At 70.4% G+C, this 22,260-nt stretch carries 17 protein-coding genes; 7 read left to right on the forward strand and 10 right to left on the reverse strand.

The window, feature by feature from the left end:
* Position 1 precedes the first annotated feature (1 nt).
* The 10 genes from OG823_RS30565 to OG823_RS30610 all read right to left on the reverse strand — a co-directional run bounded on the left by OG823_RS30565 (position 2) and on the right by OG823_RS30610 (position 13,443).
* The gene (locus OG823_RS30565) at positions 2-1,261 is read right to left on the reverse strand and encodes a hypothetical protein (RefSeq protein WP_371483356.1); all 1,260 of its coding nucleotides are present in this window, start codon (positions 1,259-1,261) and stop codon (positions 2-4) included.
* A complete protein-coding gene (locus OG823_RS30570) occupies positions 1,258-3,867 on the reverse strand; it encodes a pyridoxal-phosphate dependent enzyme (protein ID WP_371483357.1) in 2,610 nt (869 codons plus the stop codon). Before OG823_RS30570 ends, OG823_RS30565 begins: the two co-directional genes overlap by 4 nt.
* Positions 3,864-4,586: an isoprenylcysteine carboxylmethyltransferase family protein gene (locus tag OG823_RS30575; RefSeq protein ID WP_371483359.1), complete on the reverse strand. Its 723-nt coding sequence runs from the start codon at positions 4,584-4,586 to the stop codon at positions 3,864-3,866. Before OG823_RS30575 ends, OG823_RS30570 begins: the two co-directional genes overlap by 4 nt.
* On the reverse strand, positions 4,583-6,346 hold the full coding sequence (locus tag OG823_RS30580) for a carbamoyltransferase (protein ID WP_371483361.1): 1,764 nt from the start codon (positions 6,344-6,346) through the stop codon (positions 4,583-4,585). Before OG823_RS30580 ends, OG823_RS30575 begins: the two co-directional genes overlap by 4 nt.
* The gene (locus tag OG823_RS30585) at positions 6,343-7,314 is read right to left on the reverse strand and encodes an isocitrate/isopropylmalate family dehydrogenase (protein ID WP_371483363.1); all 972 of its coding nucleotides are present in this window, start codon (positions 7,312-7,314) and stop codon (positions 6,343-6,345) included. The genes OG823_RS30580 and OG823_RS30585 overlap by 4 nt, the downstream gene beginning before the upstream one ends.
* Positions 7,315-7,343: 29 nt before the next feature.
* Entirely contained in the window at positions 7,344-9,071 is a 1,728-nt protein-coding gene (locus OG823_RS30590) for a radical SAM protein (protein WP_371483365.1), read from the reverse strand.
* Positions 9,072-9,135: 64 nt separating this feature from the next.
* Positions 9,136-10,560, reverse strand: a complete 1,425-nt coding sequence (locus OG823_RS30595; protein ID WP_371483367.1) for a class I adenylate-forming enzyme family protein — start codon at positions 10,558-10,560, stop codon at positions 9,136-9,138.
* Positions 10,557-11,069: a 3-isopropylmalate dehydratase gene (locus OG823_RS30600; protein ID WP_371483368.1), complete on the reverse strand. Its 513-nt coding sequence runs from the start codon at positions 11,067-11,069 to the stop codon at positions 10,557-10,559. Before OG823_RS30600 ends, OG823_RS30595 begins: the two co-directional genes overlap by 4 nt.
* Positions 11,066-12,307 (reverse strand): aconitase/3-isopropylmalate dehydratase large subunit family protein, encoded by a 1,242-nt coding sequence (locus tag OG823_RS30605; protein WP_371483370.1) that lies wholly within the window; start codon positions 12,305-12,307, stop codon positions 11,066-11,068. Before OG823_RS30605 ends, OG823_RS30600 begins: the two co-directional genes overlap by 4 nt.
* Before the next feature lie 14 nt (positions 12,308-12,321).
* Positions 12,322-13,443, reverse strand: coding sequence for a hypothetical protein (locus OG823_RS30610; protein ID WP_371483372.1), 1,122 nt, complete (start codon positions 13,441-13,443; stop codon positions 12,322-12,324).
* A 529-nt stretch (positions 13,444-13,972) separates the two neighbouring features.
* On the opposite strand from OG823_RS30610, the gene OG823_RS30615 reads away from it, so the two are divergent.
* Genes OG823_RS30615 through OG823_RS30645 form a run of 7 tightly spaced genes read left to right on the forward strand, consistent with a single transcriptional unit; the run spans position 13,973 to position 22,061 of the window.
* Positions 13,973-16,084 (forward strand): radical SAM protein, encoded by a 2,112-nt coding sequence (locus tag OG823_RS30615; protein WP_371483374.1) that lies wholly within the window; start codon positions 13,973-13,975, stop codon positions 16,082-16,084.
* Positions 16,071-17,237, forward strand: a complete 1,167-nt coding sequence (locus OG823_RS30620; RefSeq protein ID WP_371483375.1) for a hypothetical protein — start codon at positions 16,071-16,073, stop codon at positions 17,235-17,237. Before OG823_RS30615 ends, OG823_RS30620 begins: the two co-directional genes overlap by 14 nt.
* Positions 17,212-18,219, forward strand: coding sequence for an ATP-binding cassette domain-containing protein (locus tag OG823_RS30625; protein WP_371483377.1), 1,008 nt, complete (start codon positions 17,212-17,214; stop codon positions 18,217-18,219). Before OG823_RS30620 ends, OG823_RS30625 begins: the two co-directional genes overlap by 26 nt.
* Positions 18,212-19,066 (forward strand): ABC transporter permease, encoded by an 855-nt coding sequence (locus OG823_RS30630; protein ID WP_371483379.1) that lies wholly within the window; start codon positions 18,212-18,214, stop codon positions 19,064-19,066. The genes OG823_RS30625 and OG823_RS30630 overlap by 8 nt, the downstream gene beginning before the upstream one ends.
* Before the next feature lie 6 nt (positions 19,067-19,072).
* Positions 19,073-19,921, forward strand: a complete 849-nt coding sequence (locus tag OG823_RS30635; protein WP_371483381.1) for an ABC transporter permease — start codon at positions 19,073-19,075, stop codon at positions 19,919-19,921.
* Between the two features lie 41 nt (positions 19,922-19,962).
* Entirely contained in the window at positions 19,963-20,949 is a 987-nt protein-coding gene (locus OG823_RS30640; protein ID WP_371483383.1) for an NAD-dependent epimerase/dehydratase family protein, read from the forward strand.
* On the forward strand, positions 20,946-22,061 hold the full coding sequence (locus tag OG823_RS30645) for a serine hydrolase domain-containing protein (protein WP_371483384.1): 1,116 nt from the start codon (positions 20,946-20,948) through the stop codon (positions 22,059-22,061). Before OG823_RS30640 ends, OG823_RS30645 begins: the two co-directional genes overlap by 4 nt.
* Positions 22,062-22,260: the final 199 nt, after the last annotated feature.

A 22,260-nucleotide genomic window follows, 5' to 3' on the forward strand; every position in this document is an offset into this window, starting at 1 on the left:
GCTAGGTCCCCTTCGGTTCGCCGAACGTCAGTCGGTCGCGGAGATAGGCCAGTACGGTCCGCTCCGCGCGGGAGCCCGGCGAGAGCCGGGTGTAGTACGGCGCGACCACCGGCAGGTCGGGCCTGGGCCGGGACCAGATCCCGGTCGGACGCGTCGCGACGTCCTGTCTCAGCCCGTCGCGGACGATCCAGGTGTGCTTGGGCGGGAGCACGGCGGTGAGCCTGAAGCCCCGCTCCCGCAGCAGCGACTGAGCGTGGACCGCGGCGGGGTCCGTCAGCGGGACGTGAGCCACCGCGCAGCACACCGACAGCCGGTCGAGTCGCTCCAGGGCGTCGTCGAAGCTCAGCGGACCGTCGTCGTCCAGCGACACGGTGCCGTGGTTGTCGCGCTCCAGATCGGCCGAGGGCGGAACGGTCAGACGGGAACGCAGGTTTCGGGCGGCGCCGGTCGGGCCCACCCGCACGGGGATCTCGACGTCGAAACTGATGCGGCACAGCGCCGCGGCGAACTCGGCCTCGGCGCCGTCGGCGAAGTGCCAGGTGTCCGTGGAGCCGAGGGCCGCCCGCACGTCCTGCGGATCGCGGTTGCTCTCCCGGAACTCGGTCAGCTCCAGGACGCCGCCCTGCATCACGTACCACGGCGCGTACCCCCAGAAGCGCGACCGTACATGGTGGGTGTGGATGCGGTGAATCGCCTCGCCGCCTCGCACCGTCCCGGTGGAGGGCCGGTTGCGCGGGGTGAGGACCAGCGAGTGGAAGGCGTCCCGCAGGCTGCGCTCCCGGCCGTCCAGGTAGCCGAGAGTGCGCCACATGATGGGTGCCTTGGCGCCGAACTCAGCGCTGGTGCTGCCCGACCTGCACAGCTCGCCGTGCCCGGGGCCGAACTCGGCCTCCGCGTTGAGCACCGTCACGGTGCCCAGGGACGGGTGCCAGTCCGTGGGCAGTCTGCCGTCCCGGAGGGCGTCCCGCAGTCTGGCGATCTCCGGGGAGCCGCCCCAGAACCAGATCTGCTCCCGGTACTCCCGGACCTGCTCGGCGAGCCGCTCGACGGCGAACGAGTCGGTCCGGTAGTCCCCACGGTAGGTGTTCAGCAGGACACGCATCCGGGTCTCCACGGCGGCCGCCGCGGAGGCGGCGCTCTCCTGCGGCGTCACCGTGTTGAGGGCCGGATCGAACTCCGGCATCCGGGACAGCGCCGTCCGCAGATGCGCGATCAGGCCGTCGGCGCCCTCGTCCGGCAGACAGAGCAGCGGCTCGCTCATCGCGGCCCCTCCGGCCCGTGGGACCCGCGGCAGGCGAAGGCCTCGGCCAGGACCTTGGCCATGAGATCGGTCGCGTACTCGCCGCGGTCCCCGACGTAGAGGCGCAGGAACGGCGGCTCGTTCTCGGCCATGCTGGAGGCGGCGGAGATCCGTGGTGTGGAGAACCCGAAACTCACTCCCTTGGTCAGGTGCAGGTCCGCCTCCCGTGCACGGTGCAGCACATCGTCGATGAACGCTTCGAGCTGGCTGCGGTTGTTGTCCCCCTCCGCGACGAACTGGAACGTCACGCAGCCGCCGGCGTGGCCGATCGAGCGCGCGACCTCGTGGTCGGGATGGCCGGGGTGCCCGGGATAGGTGACCCGCACGGTCCGGGAGACGATCGCGTTGGACGTCAGATGCTCCGCCACGGACAGGGCGTTGGAGGAGATCCGGTGCATCCGCTTGAGGAACGTCTCCCGGTCGTAGCTCGGGAACAGGCTGGTGCTGTGCCGGTAGAGGATGGTGCCCGTGTTGCGCCGGAGCCGGTCCAGCCGCGCCCTGAGCGCGACCGGGTGGATCACCAGGCCGGCCATGGTGGCGTCCAGTCCGAGCTGCAGGTACTTCGAACAGCTCTCGTAGTAGATCACCTGCACCCGGTCGTCGCTCACCAGCCAGTCGCCCGGCACCGCGCCCGAGACCACGGTCCCGTCCACGACGACCGTGACCGGATGCCCCAGGTCCATGGTGCGGAGCGCGGCGAGGACGGCGCCGACGTCGGTCATCCGCTGGTCCGGGGTGTTCGCCACCGGATCGAGCAGGATCAGTTCGGGCCGGTGCTCCCGGGCGGCGTCCAGAAGCGCCCGGGTGGAGTAGTCGGCGGCCCGCACGAAGCGCAGGTGGGGGAGCGAGAGCAACTGCTCCGACGCCTCGAAGTAGATGTAGGGGGCGGTCAGGACCGTCGATCCCGCCGCCAGCCGGTCACGGATGAGATAGGACTCGATGAGCGAGTAGGCGGCCATCCCGGAGGAGGTCAGCGTGGCGGCGAAGGTGTCGGCCGGCAGGCCGAGCACCTGGAGCAGCTGGTTCTCGATCTGCCTGACCCGGTTGTTCTCGTACCGCTCGTAGTTGACCGTCGGGTTGTCCTGGGCCCCGATCCCGAAGAACTGCGCGCTGCGCGACTGGTCGTACGCGGCTGAGCACCATTCGAGGCTGCCGCGTACGTGCGCCACGGTGTTCATGCCCCAGCGCAGTTCGGCCTCCAGCGAGGACACCTGCTCCGCGGAGGACTCGGTGCCGCAGCACGGGTCGGCCGCGGCCACCACCGAGGTCAACTGTGCCTCGGCAAGGGTGATCTGGGCCTTCAGGGCGCTGATGATGTCGTCCGGCACGACCAGCCCGCGGGTGGACCGGTACTCGTCGAAATCCGACACCTCGCGTGCGCACTCGCCCAGGTCGGCTATGCAGGTCCGCAGTTGGCCGATAATCAACTCGTGTGCCGAACCGGTGCCCGGTCCCGCGCCGGGCCCGGGCCCGGAGGCGTTATCCGGCAGGCGCCGACGGGACACCTGGATGTCCTGGACCCGCCTGCCGACGAGATCGAGCAGGCGCATCAACCCCTCGTCCCGGTAGGGGTACTGCTGGATCTGCGCCATGGTGGTGTGGTGGACGTTCCCGCCGCACAGGGGCAGCACGACCGGACCGTTCAGCCGGCCCGCCTCGGCGAGCCGCAGGCAGGCGACGACGGACGCGGCGCCGGCCGGCTCCACCAGCAGGCTCTCCCTGACCAGCAACGAGTAGGTGGCCGCGGCGAGTTCCTCCTCCGAGAGCAGGACGATGCCCTCGACGTGCTCCCGGACCAGACCGACGGTGACGGAGCCGGGGTCGAGGTTGACCGCGAGGCCGTCCGCGAGGGTCGGCTGCGGAACCACGCGGACCGCGTGACCCGCGTGACTGCTCCTGGACACGGACGGGTACCGGGCCGGTTCGCACCCGAAGACCGAGCTGTCCGCTCCGCGGGAGGCCGCTCCCAGCGCGATGCCCGAGATCAGCCCGCCGCCGCCCATCGGAACGACGAATGCCGCCGACGGCACCTCGTCGAGGGCCTCCAGGGCGATGGTGGAGTTCCCGGCGATCACCGCGAGATCGTTGTAGGGGGAGAGGAAGTGGTGCCCCTCCGCGGCGGCGAGGGCCTGCGCGTGGCCGATCGCCTCCTCCAGGGAGCTTCCGTACTCGATCAGCCCCGCGCCGGTGTCGATGATGTGCTCGCGCTTGAGGCGGCTCGCGTTGGCCGGGATGACGATGTTGCTGACCCGGCCCAGCCGCCTGGCCACCTCGGCGACGGCGAGGCCGTGATTGCCCGCGGACGCGGCGACGACCGGCACCTTCGGGTCCAGCCGGCTGACCGCCAGGTACGCGCCGCGGTACTTGAAGGAGCCGGTGTGCTGCTGGAGTTCCAGTTTGGCCCAGACGGGCACGCCCACGATCCGCTCCAGCCAGTGGAGCCTGCGCATCGGGGTCCGCAGGACGTGCCCGCGCAGCGCCCGCGCCGCCTCCTCCGGAGCGGGCATGCCCTCCGGTACGCCGGACGGTGCGAGCAGCCGGGTGGAACGTGTCCGTGTGCTCTTCATCCCTCTCCTCCTGCCGTGGGGCGACAGCCGTGGGTGGTCGGTCGGACGGCCGCGGGTATCCAGCGCGGCACCTCGTCGGCGTAGTCGGTGTAGACGTCGCCGAGCTTCTCGGTCAGGGCCCGCTCCTCCACCGCCACCCGCCGGGAGTTGGCGTAGGCGGTGAGGGCCCCGGCCAGCAGGGCGGCGGGACCGCCGACGGCCACCGCCGGAGCGGTGTTCAGCAGCATCAGGCCGAGGTACGACGGGTGGCGGACCACCTTGTACGGCCCCTTGCGGCACAGCGTGTGGCCGGTGCCTACCTGCACGTGGGCGGTGAAGGAGTCCCCGAGCGCGCGCACCGCCGTGACCCGCAGCGCGGCGCCCGCGGAGAGCAGGCCCAGGGCGACCCCGAGCCGCTTGGCGGAAACGGGGGGTCGGCGGCGTCGGACCAGGAGCTCGGCGCACGGCAGCCACCAGGACGCCAGGTGTGCGCCGAGGACGAGATGGCGGGTCCCCTGGTCCTGTGTACTGGCCCGGGCCCCGTCGTTGGCCGGCAGGTCCTCGCTCAGCGCCTCCGCGACCGTCCAGGCGGTGAGCCCCAGCAGCGGAAGCACGACGTCCGGACGCCGCAGCCTGCGCACGCCCGCCGACAGCGCGAGCACGGGGACGGCACGCGTGGCCAGCAGCCGCGCGACCCGGCGGCCGCCGCCGCCGCGCGCGAAGGCGGAGGACCTGCTCATGGTGCCCCTTTCGTGACGAGGAAGGGTCCGAGGAAGAGGCGTTCGAGCCCCGAGGTCGCGAAGCAGCGCAGGGCGTCCTCGGGGCTGCAGACAATCGGCTCGTCCTTCACGTTGAAGGACGTGTTGACCACCATGGGGACGCCGGTCTCGGCCAGGAAGCATTCGACGAGTCGCCGGTAGGACGGAAGGCTGAAGTCGCGCGGGACGGTCTGTGGACGGGCGGTGCCGTCCACGTGCACCACCGCGGGGATCCTGTCGCGCATCCGCTCGTGGACGTCGCAGATCTCGCCCATCCGTCGGCTGACCGCGAGTGAGAAGTACTCGGCGGCGTGCTCCTCGAGGACGGAGGGCGCGAAGGGCCGGTAGGTCTCCCTTCGCTTCACCAGGGTGTTCATCCGTTCCCTGGTGGCGGCGTCGCGCGGGTCGCCGAGTATGCTCCGGGCCCCCAGGGCCCGGTCGCCGAACTCCAGCCGGCCGTCGAACCAGCCGACGACGTGCCCCGCCGCTATCGCGTGGGCGGCCGCCGCGGCCGGGTCGTCGAGCCGTGTGTACGGCCAGCGGGACCGGATCAGCAGGCGTTCGATCTCCTCGTCGGTGTAGCCGGGGCCGAGGAAGGGATCGGAGAGCGACACCCGGTCGGCCGGGGCGCCGCCGCCCGGGTTCAGCGCCCACAGGGCGGCTCCGATGCAGGCCCCCGCATCGGTGGGGGCGAGGGGGACGTGGACGTCGTCCACCAGGCCGGACTCGCGGATGCGGCCGATCGCCCGGGCGTTCATCGCCACACCGCCGACCACGCTGATGCGGCGTGCCCCCGTCCGGCCGACCAGTCGGCGGACCAGCCCCAGCACCGCCTCCTCCAGCCGCTGCTGAACGGCGAAGGCGAAGTCCCGTGCCTCCTGGGTGGGCCTGCCGTCGCTGTCCCAGAAGTCTCCGGTGAGCAGCTCCCGGCCGGACGCACTCAGCCATGACCGGGCGCCCGGGGAGCAGTTCTCGGGTTGCAGCAGGCCGAGGTCGAGCCGGTAGCGCCCGTCGGCCGCGACGCGCAGGAGGCGGTTGACGGCCTGCGCCGCGGACCGGGAGGCGCAGCCGTAGGAGGCGAGCCCCATCACCTTGTACTCGTCGCTGATCGGCGTGTAGCCGAGGGCCTGAGTGGCGGCGCCGTAGAAGACGCCCAGCGAGTGGGGGAAGTCGTACCGCTCCAGCAGCCGCGGCCCGGAGCGACCACGCAGGTCGAACAGCGAGGTGGCGGCGCACTCCCCGCGTCCGTCGATGATGAGAGCCGCACCGCAGTCCGCAGGGGCGCTGTGCAGGGCCGCCGCGAGGTGCGCCTCGTGGTGCGGCACGTACACGATGCGCGGAAGCGATGCGGGGTCGCCGCAGTGCGCGGCCAGCTCGCGGCGCAGCTGCCCCGGCGCCCGGACGGCTGCGGACAGCCTTCGGGCGACGTGGCGGCCCATGCCGACCGGATCGTGGCGCAGCGGCGCCGCCGAGCCCTGGAGCATCGAGGGGACCTGGCCGCGGTCGTCCCAGTAGTAGGAGACGAGGTCCACGTCGGCGAGCGAGGCGAGGCCCCCCTGCCGCAGCAGCCAGTCGATGGACCTGTGGGGGAAGGCGAGCGTGCGCTTCTGCCGGTTGAGCCGCTCCTCCTCGACCGCCCCGACGAGCCGGCCGTCGATGAACAGGCAGGCCGCGGGGTCGTGGCTGAGCGCCGACAGGCCCAGCACCGATCCGGCCGGGGCGGACGTCCTGGAGCCCTTCACAGGGTGATCCGGTCCATGATGTCGCGTTCCACCTCGTCCGTCCCGGCCGGGGGAGAGGACGGGACACGGGCGGCGAGGTGCGCGTGAACGGCGCCGCGGATCGCCGTGGAGGGGCCGGTCAGCCCCAGGTGCTCCAGGAGCATCACGGCGGAGAGAAGCATCGCGGTGGGGTCGGCGATGCCCTTGCCGGCGATGTCGGGTGCCGAGCCGTGGATCGGCTCGGCCAGCGGCGGTCCGTCCCCCAGGGAGAGGGAGGGGACCAGCCCCAGACCCCCCGCGACGGCGGCGCCGACGTCGGACAGGATGTCCCCGACCTGACTGGTCATCATCATCACGTCGTACCGGCCGGGTTCGGCGACCAGATGGTAGCCGGCGGCGTCCGCCAGCGCCTCGTTCCAGGCCAGGCCCTCGGCCTCGACCGTCTCCAGGGCCACCTGCCGGAACAGTCCGTCGGACTGCCGCAGCACGTTCGCCTTGTGGACCACGGTCACCTCGCCCTTGCGCCGGCGTGCGATCGCCGAGGCGGCACGGGCGAGCCTGGCCGTGGCCTCCCGGGTGACGCGGTAGTCGGCGGTCGCGCCGTCGGGCACCAGGTGCTCGCTCTCGCTGTAGAGGCCCTCGGAGCAGTCGCGGAGCATGACGACGTCCATGGGGCCGCCGGGGGCGGAACGGCAGTGCCGGATGTTGACGCTGAGTCCGAGCACCCGGCGCAGTCGCAGGATCGGGCTGCGATAGGTCTCCGGAGGCGGGGAGGGCGTCGCCGTACAGCCGAACAGGACGCCGTCCGCCTGCCTGACGCGGTCGATGAGGTCCTCGTCGATGGTGGACCCCGTGCGCTGCCAGTGCCCGTAGCCGGCCGGAGCCGACTCGACGGTCACCGAGGAGACCCGGCCGAGGATTCGCGTCGTGACGCCCATGACCTCCTCACCAATGCCGTCTCCAGCGATCGCGACCATGTGAACGTTCATGTCCTGTTGCTCCTGTAGCCGTGCGAAGGTCAGTAGCGGGCGGAGGAGTTGATGTGCAGGGCTCCGCCGGTACGGGCGTACGGAGAAGTGAAGGCGCCGACCGAGGCGGCCCCGATGTTGTTGTCCAGGGCGAGCCGGCGGAAGTTCGCCACCGCGGCGGCGGTGGAGGTGCCGTTCATCTCGTCGCGGGCGATCTGGTTGTGGCTGATCGCCAGGTCCTTCACCTGGTCGACCGAGTATCCGTGGTCGAGCAGGACCTTGGTCACGGAGGACCCGCGGTCGATGTAGCCGCACCGAGTGACCTCCTGGAAGATCCGGGAGGACTCCTCGATGGCGGTGCGGCAGTCCATCGTCGGATGGGCCCAGTCGTTGAACCCGCCCGTGAGGCCGAAGGCCTGGGCCTCCTTCGCCACCGGGGAGTTGGGGAAGACGAACAGGGGCGAGTGGACGTACGACTGGATCCCCGAGTTGTTCAGGAAGTCGATGGTCTTGTCCACCGAGGCCCGGGTCTCGCCGGGGAACCCGGTCAGGATGAAGGCGAAGCCGAGGATGCCGTACTTCGCCAGGTTGGCGGCGGCCGTCCAGTTGTGTGCTTCCTTCGTACCCTTGAGCATGTTGTCGAGCACGGTCTGGTCGGCGGACTCGACACCGACCAGGACCAGCTTGCATCCGGCCTCGCTGAGGTAGCGGCAGGACTCGTCGGTCAGCGTCGTGGATCGGAGGTAGGCCGTCCAGGGGAGGTCGAAGCCGATGTCGATCATGCCCTGGCAGACGGAGATCAGGTGCTTGCGATTGAGGAACAGCGTGTCGTCGACGAATCGCACCGACTTCACCTCGGGCATCCGCTGGATCTCGCGCAGCTGGGCGATGACCGACTCGGTCGACATGAGGTCGACCTTCTGGTCGTTGTAGCTCGGGAAGGTGCAGAACTTGCACTTGAACGGGCAGCCGCGACCGGTACGGAGGTTGAGCGAGGACCGCACGATCGACGACGGGAGGTCCGACCACCGAACGAAGTTGGAGTCGATGTCCACCCCGTCCGGAAGGTTCCGGGAGCTGCGGTGGAACTCGCCGTCGTGGTAGGCCACGTTCAGGAGGCCCTCCACGGACCGGCCGTCCATCAGCCGCGGGATCATGCGGAGCAGCGTCTTCTCACCGTTGGGCGAGAGGATCAGGGCGTCGGCGGACCGTGCGGCCTCGACGATCTCCGACTCGTCGGCGTACTGGGTGAGTTTCGCCCCGCCCACGATGACCTTCGCCCGCGGGTTCCACTCCTTCATGAGCCGCGCCAGCCGCACGATGGTGTCGACACTGGTGATGAAGGTCGTCGAGAGCAGCACGATGTCGCTCGTGGTGACGATCCGGCGGGCGCGCTCGATCTCCAGGTCGAGGTTGTCGATGAGCTCGACCTTGCCCTCGTAACCGTTGCGGCTCAGGAAGCTGTACAGGTACACGCCGTTCAGGGAGCAGGAGTTGTGCTCGTCGATCAGGGACTCGCTCCCGGAGGCGGCCCGCATGGCGTTCACCGCGTCGATGATCTCCCGGGGGGCGCCGTCGATCGTCGGGATCATCGCCCGGTAGCGCTCCAGGTAGAACTCGTTGTTGCGGTTGAGGACCTCCTCGTCGTCCGCTGCCATCCGGTAGTGGGCGAGCGTCTCGTCCACGGTCTGGAAGGCGTTGGCGATGATGGCGATACGGGCGTCGGCCGGCCGGATCAGGGCCGTTCCGAACTCGATGTCCACAACGGTGGAACTCACTTGGATCCTCCTCTGTTGGCAGGCTGAGGCGACGGTGCGCCGGGACTGTGCGCGGACGGCCCGTTCACTCGGCCATCCGCCGCAGCAGGTCGTGGTCGACCTTGCCCGCCGCCGTACGGGGCAGGTCGGCCACGAGGCGAATTCGGTCCGGCCTCTTGAAGCGGGGCAGCTCGGCGCTCAGATGGCGATGGACACGGGAGATGCTCAGATCACGGGTGCCGGTGACGAAGGCCACCGGACGCTGCCCCCAGCGGGTGCTGGGAACCGCGACCACTGCGGCCGACACCACGGCGGGTGCGCCTTCGAGGGCCCGACGGACCTCGTCCAGGTCGATCCACTCGGCCCCGCTGCGGATCCGGCTGCCCAGCCGGCCGCGGTGCACCAGGACGTCTCCGGACAGGGACACCAGGTCCCCGGTGTGCAGCCAGCCGTCCCGCAGGGCGCTCTCGGTGGCCTGCGGGGCGTTGAGGTACCGGTCCATGACATGGCCGGACCTGACCAGCAGTTCGGTGCGGCCGTCCCCCGTCGGGGACAGTCGCACGGAGACCCCCGGGGCGGGCCGGCCCAGGGCCGCGATCGGCGGGGCGTCGGCACCGCGGTGGTCCTCGTCGTCGAGGACCGCCACCAGGGGGCCGGCCTCGCTCAACCCGTAGCCGCGGTAGAGCTTGCCGAGGAAGTCCCGCCGGAGGCGCTCCACCAGTTCCGGCGTGGCCTGCTCGCCCGCGTAGTTCAGCAGGCGCAGCACCCGCAGCGCCGCCATGCCCTCGGGATCGCCGGCGAGTTCGCCCAGCAGTGAGGGAACGACGGAGACGACATCCGGGCGGTGGAACCGCAACGCGTCCAGCAGGCGCTTCGACGTGCCGCCCGCCTCCGGCCGCATCAGGGCGAGGGTCCCTCCCACGAACACCGCCGTGTCCTCGAAGAGCGAGCCCGCCGCGTGGTGCGGGGGCAGGGCGGCGAGCACCACATCGCTCGGCCCCAGGCCCCGCGCCAGTGCGTTGGAGCGCGCGGCACTGCGCAGGTGGCGGGCCAGATGCAGGACCGCACGGGGGCTTCCGGTGCTTCCCGTGGTGAACAGGACTCGCGCCGGCGCCTGGGGATCAGGGCCGGCCGGGAACGTCGCGGACGGGCTCGCGCACACCTCGGACACCCGGTCGGGGTCGAGCAGCAGCACGTCGTCGCCGAGGACCGCCAGCCGTCGGTCGACCTCGGCCCGCGGGGAGGCCGGGTCGAGCAGCACGTCGGCGGTGCCGAGCCGGTTCGCGCCCCACCGCAGCAGCCGGGTCTCCAGCGGGTCCGGGGACTGGACGCAGACCAGAGTGCCGCGGCGCACACCCCGGTGCGAGAGTGCGGCCGCGACCGCGTCGACCCGCCGGTCGAGCTGCTGGAACGTCAGGCGCTCGCCGGAAGGCGTGATGAGGGCCGGCCCGTGGGGCCTGAGACGGGCCCAGTGGGACAACCAGGACGCGGGACCGGCGGCCGGCATCATGCCAAGGCGCCCGACTGGTCCGCCAGCAGGCGCAGAATGCCGCCGGCGTCGACGATCCGCTGGAGGTACCCGCCCAGTGGACGGCCCTGGACCTCCTCGCCCGCATCGGTGCGCAGCAGGCCGTCCGCCAGGTTGACGCTGACGCCCACCCCGGTCCGCAGCGCTTCCAGCCCCTGCGGTTCGTCGACCCGGAGCAGCCCCAACCCCAGGTTGAGCGCGTTCCGGAAGAAGATCGAGCCGAAGCTTCGCGCCACGATCACCTGGACGCCGGCGCCCAGGAGCGCTTTCGGGGCCTGCTCGCGGCTCGATCCGCACCCCAGGTTGGACCCGCCGACCAGGACGGTCGCGCCGGCGAGACGCTCCCGGAAGTTCGGCAGCACCCCGTCGAAGGCGTGGTCCCCCAACTGCTCCTCGGGCAGCCGCAGGTAGGCGCCGGGCAGCATGACATCGGTGTTGACGTCGTCCCAGGTGTCCGCCGGAAGCCGGAAGACCGTTCCCGTCAGGCTCATCGTCCGTCACCTTCCCCATCCGAGATACGACCGTCCCTCGCGGCCCGCGCGGCGACGGCCGGGGAGGCGAGATACAGCTCCGAGCGTGAACTTCCGGCCCGGCCGACGAAGTTGCGATTCTGGGTGGTCACCGCCACGTCGCCGTCCCGGAGCGTTCCCACCCGGCCGAGACACGCCCCGCAACCGGGGGGCAGCAGGACCGCGCCGGCCCTGAGCAGCGTGCCCAGCGTGCCGTCGGCCATGGCCAGCTCCTGCACCTGCGCGGATGCCGGGGCGACGAGCAACCGCATGCCCGGTGCGACCGCGGCGCCGTCCAGTTCCCGGGCGGCCTGGTGCAGATCCTCCAGCCGTCCACCCGCGCAGGAGCCGATGAAGACCTGGTCGACGTGCGGGACACGGGCTCCGGCGAGCGGGACGACGTTGTCGGGCTTGGCCGGGAGCGCGAGCATCTGCTCGACCGTCCCCAGGTCCACGTGGAGATCCGCGGTGGCGCCCACCGGGTCATGAGCGGCCAGCCCCATGGCGCCGAGGTCGGCACCGCGCTCGGCCAGCCATCGCTCGCTCGTCCCGTCCACACCGATGAGCCCTGCCACCGCCCCCATCTCGACGGCGTGGTTGCAGAGCTTCATCCGGTCGGCGATCGACAGGTCGGACACGGCGGCCCCGACGAACTCGAGCGCTCGTCCCAGCGCGCCGCGGACCCCCACCAGGCCGACGATGTGCAGGACCGCGTCCTGGAACGAGACGCCGTCCCGGAGCCTGCCCCCGAGCCGGACGGTGAGCACCTCCGGGACCTCGATCCAGAGGCGCCCGGTGGCCAGTACCGCTGCCACGTCGGTCGCGCCGAGCCCGGTCGCGAAGCTGCCGAAGGCGCCCTCCGTACAGGTGTGGGAATCACCGCCGACGAGCACCCTGCCGGGTGCGACCAGCCCGAGCTCCGGTAGCAACTGGTGCGAGATACCCCGGCCGGCGTGCACAGGTATGCCGTACCGGGCGGCGAACTCCCTTGCCAGCGACTGGAGATCGGCCTCGGCCTGGGTGGTCGCGGGATAGTAGTGGTCGAACACCACGACGGCGCGGTCGGCCGCCGCCAGCTGGTGCAGACCGTGCTTCTCCAGGGTTCGTGCCACGACGGGGGTCGAGCCGTCGTGGGCCATGATCCGGTCCACCTCGACGACGGCGATGTCGCCCGCCGTGACCGGATGCCCCGCCGCAGCGGACAGAATCTGGTGCGTCATCGTCATACGGTCCGTCACCTCTCCATCAGTTGTCGCACTGTCTGCGGGTCGACCTGGGTGCCTGCCTCGTTGAGGAGCCTGACCCGGTCGAGCAGTCGGCGGCACTCGTCGTCGTCGAGCTGCTCGCCGGCGCTGCCCGCGAGGTGGCGCAGCGCCGCCCGGCCGCTCGTCTTCCCCAGGACGTACTCGCGGCGACCGCCGACGATCTCCGGGTCGTACGCCTCGTAGCAGGACGGGTGCTGGAGCATCGCCGCGACATGGATGCCCGACTCGTGCCGGAAGCTGTTGCCTCCCACGACGCCCTTGTTCGGCGGGATCGGCACTCCGCTGCACTCCGCGACCAACTGTGACGTGCTGGTCAGGAGTGCGAGGTCGAGGTTCGTGCTGACGCCGTGGAGCAGTTCGAGTGCGGCGGCGCACTCCTCGGTGCTGGCGTTGCCGCAGCGCTCGCCCAGGCCGTTCTGGGTGGTGGACAGCACCTGCGCGCCGCCTTCGACCGCGGCCAGGGAGTTCGCCACCGCCAACCCGAAGTCGTTGTGGCAGTGGGCCGAGATCGGCAGGTCCACGGCCTCGCGCACGCCGGTCACCAGCTTGCGCATGGCGGCCGGCGTCGCCACACCGACGGTGTCGGCCAGGCCGATGCGCATGGCGCCGTGGGCCTGGCCCTCGACGGCCAGGTCGAGGAGCCGGTCGAGCGGCGTCCGGGTGGCGTCCTCCATGGACAGCTGGACGAACAACCCCAGCGAGCGCGCGTACTCGACGGTCTCCAGCGCCTGTGCGCGAACAACCGCGTAGTCCTTGCGGAGCTTGTACGCCAGGTGGAGGTCGGAGACACTCGCGACCAGGATCACGCCGCCCACGCCCGCTTCCACGGCATGGTCCACATCGGCCTTGAGGGGTCGGGCGAGCGACAGCAGACCGGCTCTGAGGCCCAGTCCGGCGATGGCCCGCATGTCGGCCCGCTGTTCGACGCCGGAGGCGGCGAACCCCGTCTCGATCTCGTCCACGCCCAGGGCGTCGAGCGCCAGGGCGATGCGCAGCTGCTGATCGCGGTTGAACGCCACACCGGGCGCCTGGGCGCCGTCACGCAGTGTGCTGTCGTAGAAGCGGACAGTTCTTGGTTCCGACGCGGACAATCGTTCGCCGGTAGCTCCGTGCACAGTATCTCCATGTTTGCTGCATTAGCAGAACAGTGGCTTACCGACTGGGATCATGGCACAGACGGGTCTGCACCGTGAAGAGATTTTCAACGATCCGGAGAATTCTTGACCATATTTCCGGGGCGGTGGGTGACGAGCCGTGCAAAGCAGCACGAGTCGGACATATGTGTACGTATGATGGAGCGGGCGGCATAGTAGATAAACTGGTCCAGACCAGATCAACAAACGCGTGGGCGTAAATCCGGGGTTTGCGGGATGCGGGAATTCGTCTAAGCTCCTGAGCCTGCACCGGCCTTGCTTGCCCACAGGTCGGGAGTGGCCCCTGTTGTCCGGATCGGGAGCACTCAAACCTGTTTTGATGGATTGTCCGGCGCCAGCCCTGGTCACTCAGGGTGACGTAGGCGGGGTTCGGCCAGGACGATCCCTGCCAATCGTCACGCCAAGTAGCTTTCACTGGCGCCCGCGTGCCCAGACTGTTCAAATCGGCCAGCCTTCGGGGGCTCTGATGAACCAGCTTGTTCCAGTCGACCATCTGTTTGGAAAGCCCTGGATATCCCTGCGGGTCTGGCTCGCGGATCTCACCTACACCCAGCAGAGCATCTCCTCGGAGATCATGCCCCAAGCAGTCGGTGGTCTCGCCTCCTATGCGGCGACGAGAATGGACTTCGAGTACCCGGTCAAGATATTCAAATACCCCGAACAGCTTGCCCGGGCTCTCGCGGAGGACGAGGCCCCCGATGTGATCGGATTCAGCAACTACATCTGGAACTCCAGGCTGTCGCTGGGCTTCGCCGAACGCGTCAAGGAAGTCTTCCCGAATATCGTCACCGTGTTCGGCGGGCCGCATTATCCCGTGGCCGAGGCGGAGCAGGCGTCCTTTCTGCGGGATCGCCTGGGCGCGTGCGTGGACTTCTATGTCGACCGGGAGGGTGAGCAGCCGTTCGCCGAGATGCTCCTGGCGATGCACGGGGCCGGTGGTTCGGCCGCTGGCCTGCACGGGAAGATCCGTGGTCTGCACTCGATCGACGGGGAGGGCCGGCCGCACCTGCCGGCGCCGGGGCCGAGGCTGCCCAGCCTCTCGGAGGTGCCGTCCCCCTATGTCGCCGGGCTCATGGACCCGTTCTTCGACGGCAAGCTGATTCCAGCGGTCCAGACCAATCGGGGCTGTCCGTTCTCCTGCTCCTTCTGCGTCGAGGGCACCCGCTATTACTCCAAGGTCGCCAAGACCCCCAGTGAGCGCACCCGCGAGGAACTGCTCTACATCGGCAAAGCCATGGCGCAGGTGATCAAGCAGGACGGAGTCCGCAACGAACTCCTCATCACCGATTCCAACTTCGGGATGTTCCCCGAGGACCTGGACGTCTGCGACGCCATCGTCGAGTGCCAGGACACCTTCGGCTGGCCGCGTTATGTGGACCTGACAACCGGGAAGAACAAGCGGGACCGGGTGCTCGAGGCCATTTCCCGCACGCGGGGCACCATGACGCTCTCGGGTTCGGTCCAGTCCCTGGACCCCGAGGTGCTCAGCAAGGTGCGGCGGAACAACATCAGTGCGTCGCAGCTCATGGAGGTGGCGCTGGCCGCGGCGGAGCAGCAGACGGGTACCTACAGTGAGGTCATCCTCGGCCTCCCGGGGGACAGCAAGCGGGCGCACTTCTCCACCCTGGCCCAGCTCATCGACGCGGGGTTCGACCGGCTGAACATGTTCCAACTGGCGCTCCTGCCGGGCAGCGACATGTGGACCGGGGACCAGCGGGAACAGCACGGGATGGTGACCAGGTTCAGGGTGATACCGCGGTGCTACGGCAGCTACACCGTCCTCGGCAGCCAGGTCTCCACCGCCGAGATCGACGAGGTCTGCGTCTCGCTGCCCTCCATGCCCTTCACGGACTACCTCGACTGCCGGCAGATGAACCTGTTCGTCTCGGCCTGCCACAACGACGGCACGTTCGTGGCCCTGACCCGACTGCTGAGGCAGCGGGACATCCCGGTCTTCCGCTGGCTCGAACTCATGCAGACCCTTCCCTTCGGTGCCCGACTGCGCGCTGTGGTCGACGAGTTCAGGTACGAGACCGGCGAGCAGCTGTGGGAGTCGCGCGAGGAGCTCAGCCGGTTCGCGGTGGAGAACGTGGAGCGCTACATCAGTGGCGAGCTGGGCAACAACCTCCTCTACACCTATCGGGTCCGCATGCTGACCGAAGCCCTGGACGACCTGGTCGCCGTCGCGATCGAGGCAGCCAGGAAGCTGTGCGCCGGGTCGGACGCCGAGGAGCCCGCCCTCGTCGACGCGTTCATCCAGGAGGCGGCCGAGTTCCACCGGCTCACCATGACGGGTCTGCTCACCCCGGAGGCCGGCGCCAGCCGTCTCCAGGGCGCCGCCTTCGACATCGAGGGATTCCTCGAATCACCCGGCGACGTAGCGAAGTTCGCACTCCCCGAGCCCCGGTTGCGGGAGTTCTCCCTGACCCCCGAACAGGTGTCGCTCATCGAGGGCTATCTGAGCCAGTTCGGCGCCGGTCCCTGGGGAGCGGGCCGCATGCTCACCAAGGTGAGGTTCGCCGACCTGCTCCGCCGGGCCGCGTTCGTTCCCGAAGAGGACCGCGATGCTGCTTCCTGACCGGAACGGGGCCGAGCGCGATCGGCACACCGGGGGCGCGGTGCTCAGCTCCGTCGTCATGACCCACCCGAGCCGGGGCGCCCTGGCGGCGGAGCTCGCCCGAACGCTCGCCGTCACCGGGGTCGTGCTGGACCCGGACCCGGACGGGCCGCCGTCCCCACTGCGCACGGCGATCAGGGCCTGGGCCGGCGTGCCGGACTGGGCCACCCACCACGCCGTCATCCAGGACGACATCAGTGCCGCGCCCTCCCTCCTGAGCATCCTGGCCGCCTCGGCGACCCGCCATCCGCACGCGGCTCTCGCGTTCTACGCGAACTGGGACTCCCGCAACGGCGCCCTGGTGCGGTTGGCGGCCCTGGCCGGGTTGAACTGGGTACGCGCGCTCGACGACGACTACACGCCGGCGCTGACCGTGGTCCTCCCGGCCGCCGTCGCACGCGGGTTCGCGGCCTTCGCGGGTGACGAGACCGTGAAGCACGACGACGAGACCTTGACGCGGTATCTGCGCCGGGCGGCCGTCGACACCTATCTGGCGGTGCCCACCCCGGTGGAGCACGAGGGTGATCTCAGCATCTCCGAGATGAACCACCACGGCGTCCGGCGCTCCGCGTGTCATCTGCCGGACCCCCGCGTGGAGTCGCTGCTGTCAGAGGGGGCGTTGGCCGACTCCGTGCCGCGTGTCCCGTACGTCAGGTTCGGCACGGCCTACCTGATCCTGCCGCAGAGCGAGGGCACCCGCATGCTGCCCTGGCGGGAAGCCGCTCAGGGCGGACTCCTCGGCGCGGCGGCGGCGGAGCTCGTCGCCGACGACGCCGGGCCGCGGCCGCCGGAGGGGGCGGGCGGCAGCTGGCGGACCGTCGCCGCCCACCTCGGTGACCGTCACACGGAGTCCCTCTGGGTCCACTGCTATCTGACCGGTTGGTTCGCCCGGGAGCTCTCACTCTCCGCGGGGGCCCGTCGAACGCCCGCCCACAGGGCCCTGGCAGCAACGGTCTGGGAGCGGGCCGCCTCGACGATCGGCATCGCCAGCGTGGACGGTGACAAGCGGGCGGCGCTGCGGCCGGACGTGCGGGAGGCTCTGCGACGGTCCTCCGTCGACCGGGTGCGACAGGGATGGGAGGCCGCGGGTGTCCACGCTGATCGAGGCGCGTGACGTCGGCAAGTCCTTCCGGCTTCGCCGGCGGGGCTCGCCGGGTCTCCGAGGGCTGTTCCGCACCACCTCGTACGAGCGGGTCGCCGTCGACGGTGTGGGCTTCTCGGTCGCGGCCGGCGAGCGGGTCGGCCTGCTCGGTCCGAACGGCGCGGGCAAGTCGACGCTCATCAAGATGCTCACGGGCGTGGTCGTCCCGACGGCCGGCGAGGTCCGGATCCTGGGCCGGCGACCGCACGAGGACCGCCTCGCGGTCTCCCAGGAGATAGGCGTGGTCTTCGGGCAGCGCACCCAGCTCTGGTGGGACCTCCCGGTGATCGACTCGCTGAAGGTGCTGCGCGACATCTACCGGACGGAGGGCAGCACCTTCACCCGGCGGCTGCGGCAGTTCGACGACCTGTTGGAGCTCAGCGCCTTCTGGGACACACCGGTGCGCCAGCTCTCGCTGGGGCAGCGCGTGCGTGCCGATCTGGCGGCCGCCCTGGTGCACGGGCCCCGGCTGCTCTTCCTCGACGAGCCGACGATCGGGCTGGACGTCATCGTGAAGGAGCAGGTCCGGCGCCTGCTGGCCGAGTTCACCGCCGAAGGTGAGAAGAGCGTCCTGGTCACCACGCACGACATGAGTGACGTGGAGCGCGTCTGCGAGCGGGTACTGCTCATCGACAAGGGCAGACTGCTCTTCGACGGCGACCTGGACAGCCTGCGGAAGATGGTCGGGGCGACGCGGCTCGTGCGCGTCGTGTTCGCGTCGCCGGAGCCCGATCCCGTGCTGGCGGGAGCCGCCGCGCTGACCTCGGAGGCCCTCCGGGCGACCTTCCTGCTCCCCGAGTCCATGCGGGCCGGCGAGGCGATCCTGGATCTGACGCGACGCTATGACGTCTCCGACGTCTCGGTCTCGGAGGTCCCGCTCGAGGATGTGATGCGTCAGTACTACTCGTCGCCGTCCCGCGGTCCCGGGAGGACGGTCGGGTCCGGAGATGAGTGAGGCACTCGGGCGCGGCGGACCGCGGCGAAGGACCCTGGCCGAGCCGGGTCTCCTCGTCCGGGCGCGCCTCATGAGGGTGGTGCCGCTGGGCGAGATCCAGTTCCCGGTCTCCCTGGCCAACACGGCGTTCTCGCTGACCGTCCAGCTCTACCTCTACCACTCGCTCTGGCATGCGCTCTACGCCGGTCCCGGACCGCACCAGGCGACCGTGAGGGCGCAGATCACGTCCTTCTCGCTGCTGGGAGTACTCCTCAGCCGGACGCGCTGGGGCTTCTCGGCGAGCCGGCGCGACACGATCGCGCAGCGCGTGCGCGACGGCTCCATCGTCCACTGGTACGTGCGTCCGCTGACGCCACGCAAGTTCGCGTTCTGGCTGTACCTCGGTGACTGCGCGTACCGGCTGCTCTGGCTCGTGCCCGGATGGCTGCTCTGCGTTCTCCTGGGTGCGCTGGTCGTGCCCCACGGCGTCGGACGGTTCGCGGTGGCCGTCCTCTCGATCGTCCTCGGCCAGGTCATCGTCTACCACCTGTCCGTGCTGGTGGACCTCACGTGCTTCTGGACCACCTCGAACACGGGCGTCCAACGGCTCCACCAGTTCGCGCAGGAGATTCTCTCGGGGTCGGTCGTACCCCTGTGGCTCCTGCCGTCCGCCGTCTCCGGACTCGCGTCCGTGCTGCCGTTCGCGGCGGCCGTCAACACTCCGCTGTCCATCTACACGGGGCGGACTCCGGACGCGTCCGTACCGGCCGCGCTGCTCGTCCAGTGCGTGTGGATCCTGGTCCTGGGGACGGCGGTCCGAAGCGTCTGGCGCTCTGCGGGCCGCAGGGTCGCCGTCCAGGGAGGGTGACCGCACGTGTACCGAGAAGGACGGGCCCGGAGAGCGGGCGGGCAGGCGCGCAACGCGCTGCTCTTCGCGGCCAGGACCGTGGGCCCGGGAATCCGGGCGAGGCGGGAGTACCGCACCGACTTCGCCGCCGCGATCGCGGCCGGGATCCTCTACCAGTCCACGGGGCTGCTGCTCGCCGTCGTCGCCTTCGGCGCCCTTCCGGGCTTCGGCCCCTGGAGCCTTTCCGACATCCTGCTCATGGTCGGGCTGCGGTTGGCCGGCCACGCCCTGTACGCCGTCGTCTTCGCCAATCTGCCGCGCCTTCCGCTGATCATCGTCCAGGGCAGGCTCGATCGCATGATGATGCGCCCGGTGCCGGTCCTGATCCAGGTCATCTGCGACGAGGTCAACGTCAACGCGCTGGGGGACCTGGCGATCGCCGCCCTGTTCTGGTGCTTCGCGGTGCCGGGCATGCAGGTCCACTGGGACGCCGGCAGGGTGCTGTTCTGCGGGGCGGCGGCGATCAGCGGCATGCTGATCGAGGCGGCCCTGCAGATCACCGTGTCCGCACTGTGCATCCGCTCCATCGGGTTCGAGAGCGTCTACTACTGGGTGGACAGCACCGTGATGACCTTCGCGGGGTATCCGTTGGGGCTCTTTCACACCCTCGGTTCCTGGATGTTCACCTTCGTGATGCCCATCGGGTTCATCGCCTACTTTCCGGCGGCCCATCTGACCGGAAAGGAATCTGTCGCCCTCTTCGCTCCCTGGATGGCGGTGCTCGCACCGCTGAGCGGTCCTCTGGCGATCTCCGCGGCGCTGCTCCTGTGGCGGAGGAGTCTGAGGTCCTACGAAGGCGGCGGGTCAACCGCCTGATCCCGCTGCCGGTTTCGGCACGGGACGACGAGAGAAGGAACATGATTTCATCGGTACTTGTCACAGGCGGCCAGGGATATCTGGGATCCGTCCTCTCCCGGCATCTGATCGAGCGCGGAGTGCAGGTCACGATCGTCGACTCCGGGACGGTCGTCGGCCCGCGCATCGATTCCGCGCTGGCCACCTACATCGAGGGTGACGTGGTCGACCCGGACGAGTGGCGGGGCGCGCTGAAGGGGGTGGACGCGGTCGTGCACCTGGCGGCCATGGTGGGCGACCCGGCGTGCGAGGTCGATCCCGAACAGGCGTGGGAGATCAACTACCACGGCACCATACGAGTCGCCGAGAGCTGTCGACGCATGGGCGTCGGCTCGCTGGTCTTCGCCTCCACCTGCAGCAACTACGGGGCGACCGGAGAGGTCGAGTGCGACGAGTTCTCGCCGCTCAACCCGCAGTCGGTCTACGCACAGTCCAAGGTCATGGCCGAGCACTACCTGCTCTCCCTGGTACGGGGTGATCTGGCGACCAGCATTCTGCGGTTCGCGACGGTCCACGGCATCTCGCCGCGGATGCGGTTCGACCTCGCGGTCAACGTCATGACGGCGAACGCGGTGGCGTTCGGCGAGGTCGTGGTGAACGGCGGGCTGCAATGGCGTCCCTTCATCCACATCGACGACGTCTCCGCGGTGATCATGAGATCTCTGCACACGGCCCGGGTCGGCCCGCCGGTCCCGCGCATCTACAACTGCGGCTCCGAGTCGGAGAACTACCGGATGATCGACATCGGCAGGATGATCGTCGACACCATTCCCGACGCCAGGCTGACCGTGCGCGCGGAGGCGCTGGACAGGAGGAACTACAAGGTGCGGTTCGACCGTGCGGCCAGCGAACTCGGATTCGTCGCCCGGCACCGCGTGCTGGATTCCGTGAAGGGCATCAGCGCGGCCATGTCGGCCGGCCAGTACGCCGACTTCCTGGACATGCCCTACAGCAATCTCCTCTCGGCGCGGGTCGCCGCGGGGAAGTGAACACGGATCCGATGCAGCGCCGGGTGGAGGAGGCGCTGGCGAGCGCGGTCGGCGAGGGCGGCGAGGTGGGTCTCCAGGTGGCCGCCTACTGGGGCGGGGAGCTGGTGGTCGACGCCTCGGCAGGCCTCGCCGATCCGCGTACGGGTCGAAGAGTGGACAGCGGTTCCCTGTTCCATGTGTTCTCCTGCGGCAAAGCCGTGACCGCGACCGCGGTCCACCTCCTCGCGGAGCGCGGCCGCCTGGACTACGACTCCCCGGTCGCCCGCTACTGGCCGGAGTTCGGGGTGCTGGGAAAGGAGTCGATCACCGTACGGCAGGTGCTGACGCACACCTCCGGGATTCCCCGGCTGCCCGACGCCACGACGCTGGGCGAACTCTGCGACTGGGAGCGTGTCTGCGAGGAGCTGTGCGGCCTCAGTCCACTCTGGCCTCCCGGCGCATCGACGGGCTACCACGGACTGACGTTCGGCTGGATTCTGGGGGAGGTCATTCGCGGAGCGGACGGACGGCACGTCCGGGACATGGTCGCGCAGGACGTCCTCGGCCCGCTGGGGCTCCTCGACTCCGTCGCACTCGGAGGGTTGGCGGAGAGCATGCCGGCGCGGACCGCGGCGCACCTGGAGGACGGGGTGGTACCGGAGTCGGCCCGGCTCGACGCGCCGGCCGACGAGACGCCCTGCGCCGCCTGGGCCAACCACCCCGGCTATCTGGACGCCTGCATTCCCGCCACGGCGACGGCCACCGCCGAAGGCCTCGCGCGCCTCTTCGCCTCCCTGGCCGGCGGGGTGGGGCCGGGCCGTGACCGGCTGCTGCCGGCGGAGCGCGTCGCCGCCGCCGTGCTCCCGGCGGTCGACGCCGTCGACCTGTTCAGCGGGTCCCGGGTGCGCAGGGGCCTCGGATACCTGCTGGGCCGGCTGCGGCTGCCGGCCGGCGACGAGGTCGACGTGTTCGGCCATCACGGCCTGGGCGGGTCCATCGTCTTCGCGGACCCCGTGCGCGGATTCTCCTTCGCGTTGACGAAGAACAACCTGACCGGGCGGCCCTTTGCCGGCGGCGCCGTCGACCTGGCCACCCGGGCGATGGGCATGGCGGTCGACTTCCTGCTGCCGTGAGCCCGGGTCGCTGCCGGTGACGCGCCCGGACGCCTTCGGGGGCCGCGAGGACCGCGGGACGCCGGCCCGGAGCGACGGACCGATCGACGCCGTCCGGCAACGGCCCAGCACGGCCGCGCCCCGGGTACGGTCCGGGTGCGGTCCGGCGCCCGGCAGACGGCCCCCGGCGGCCGGAGGAGCGGCCGGGGCGCCGGCCCGT

This window comes from Kitasatospora sp. NBC_00315 (assembly GCF_041435095.1).
Classification (GTDB): domain Bacteria; phylum Actinomycetota; class Actinomycetes; order Streptomycetales; family Streptomycetaceae; genus Kitasatospora.

Excerpts from the sequence above, each read along its gene's own strand:
- OG823_RS30630 (WP_371483379.1), top strand. The coding sequence starts at position 18,212 with ATGAGTGAGGCACTCGGGCGCGGCGGACCGCGGCGAAGGACCCTGGCC.
- OG823_RS30620 (WP_371483375.1), top strand. The coding sequence starts at position 16,071 with ATGCTGCTTCCTGACCGGAACGGGGCCGAGCGCGATCGGCACACCGGG.
- OG823_RS30565 (WP_371483356.1), bottom strand. The coding sequence starts at position 1,261 with ATGAGCGAGCCGCTGCTCTGTCTGCCGGACGAGGGCGCCGACGGCCTG.
- OG823_RS30600 (WP_371483368.1), bottom strand. The coding sequence starts at position 11,069 with ATGAGCCTGACGGGAACGGTCTTCCGGCTTCCGGCGGACACCTGGGAC.
- OG823_RS30615 (WP_371483374.1), top strand. The coding sequence starts at position 13,973 with ATGAACCAGCTTGTTCCAGTCGACCATCTGTTTGGAAAGCCCTGGATA.
- OG823_RS30570 (WP_371483357.1), bottom strand. The coding sequence starts at position 3,867 with ATGAAGAGCACACGGACACGTTCCACCCGGCTGCTCGCACCGTCCGGC.
- OG823_RS30605 (WP_371483370.1), bottom strand. The coding sequence starts at position 12,307 with ATGACGCACCAGATTCTGTCCGCTGCGGCGGGGCATCCGGTCACGGCG.
- OG823_RS30575 (WP_371483359.1), bottom strand. The coding sequence starts at position 4,586 with ATGAGCAGGTCCTCCGCCTTCGCGCGCGGCGGCGGCGGCCGCCGGGTC.
- OG823_RS30640 (WP_371483383.1), top strand. The coding sequence starts at position 19,963 with ATGATTTCATCGGTACTTGTCACAGGCGGCCAGGGATATCTGGGATCC.
- OG823_RS30595 (WP_371483367.1), bottom strand. The coding sequence starts at position 10,560 with ATGATGCCGGCCGCCGGTCCCGCGTCCTGGTTGTCCCACTGGGCCCGT.
- OG823_RS30585 (WP_371483363.1), bottom strand. The coding sequence starts at position 7,314 with ATGAACGTTCACATGGTCGCGATCGCTGGAGACGGCATTGGTGAGGAG.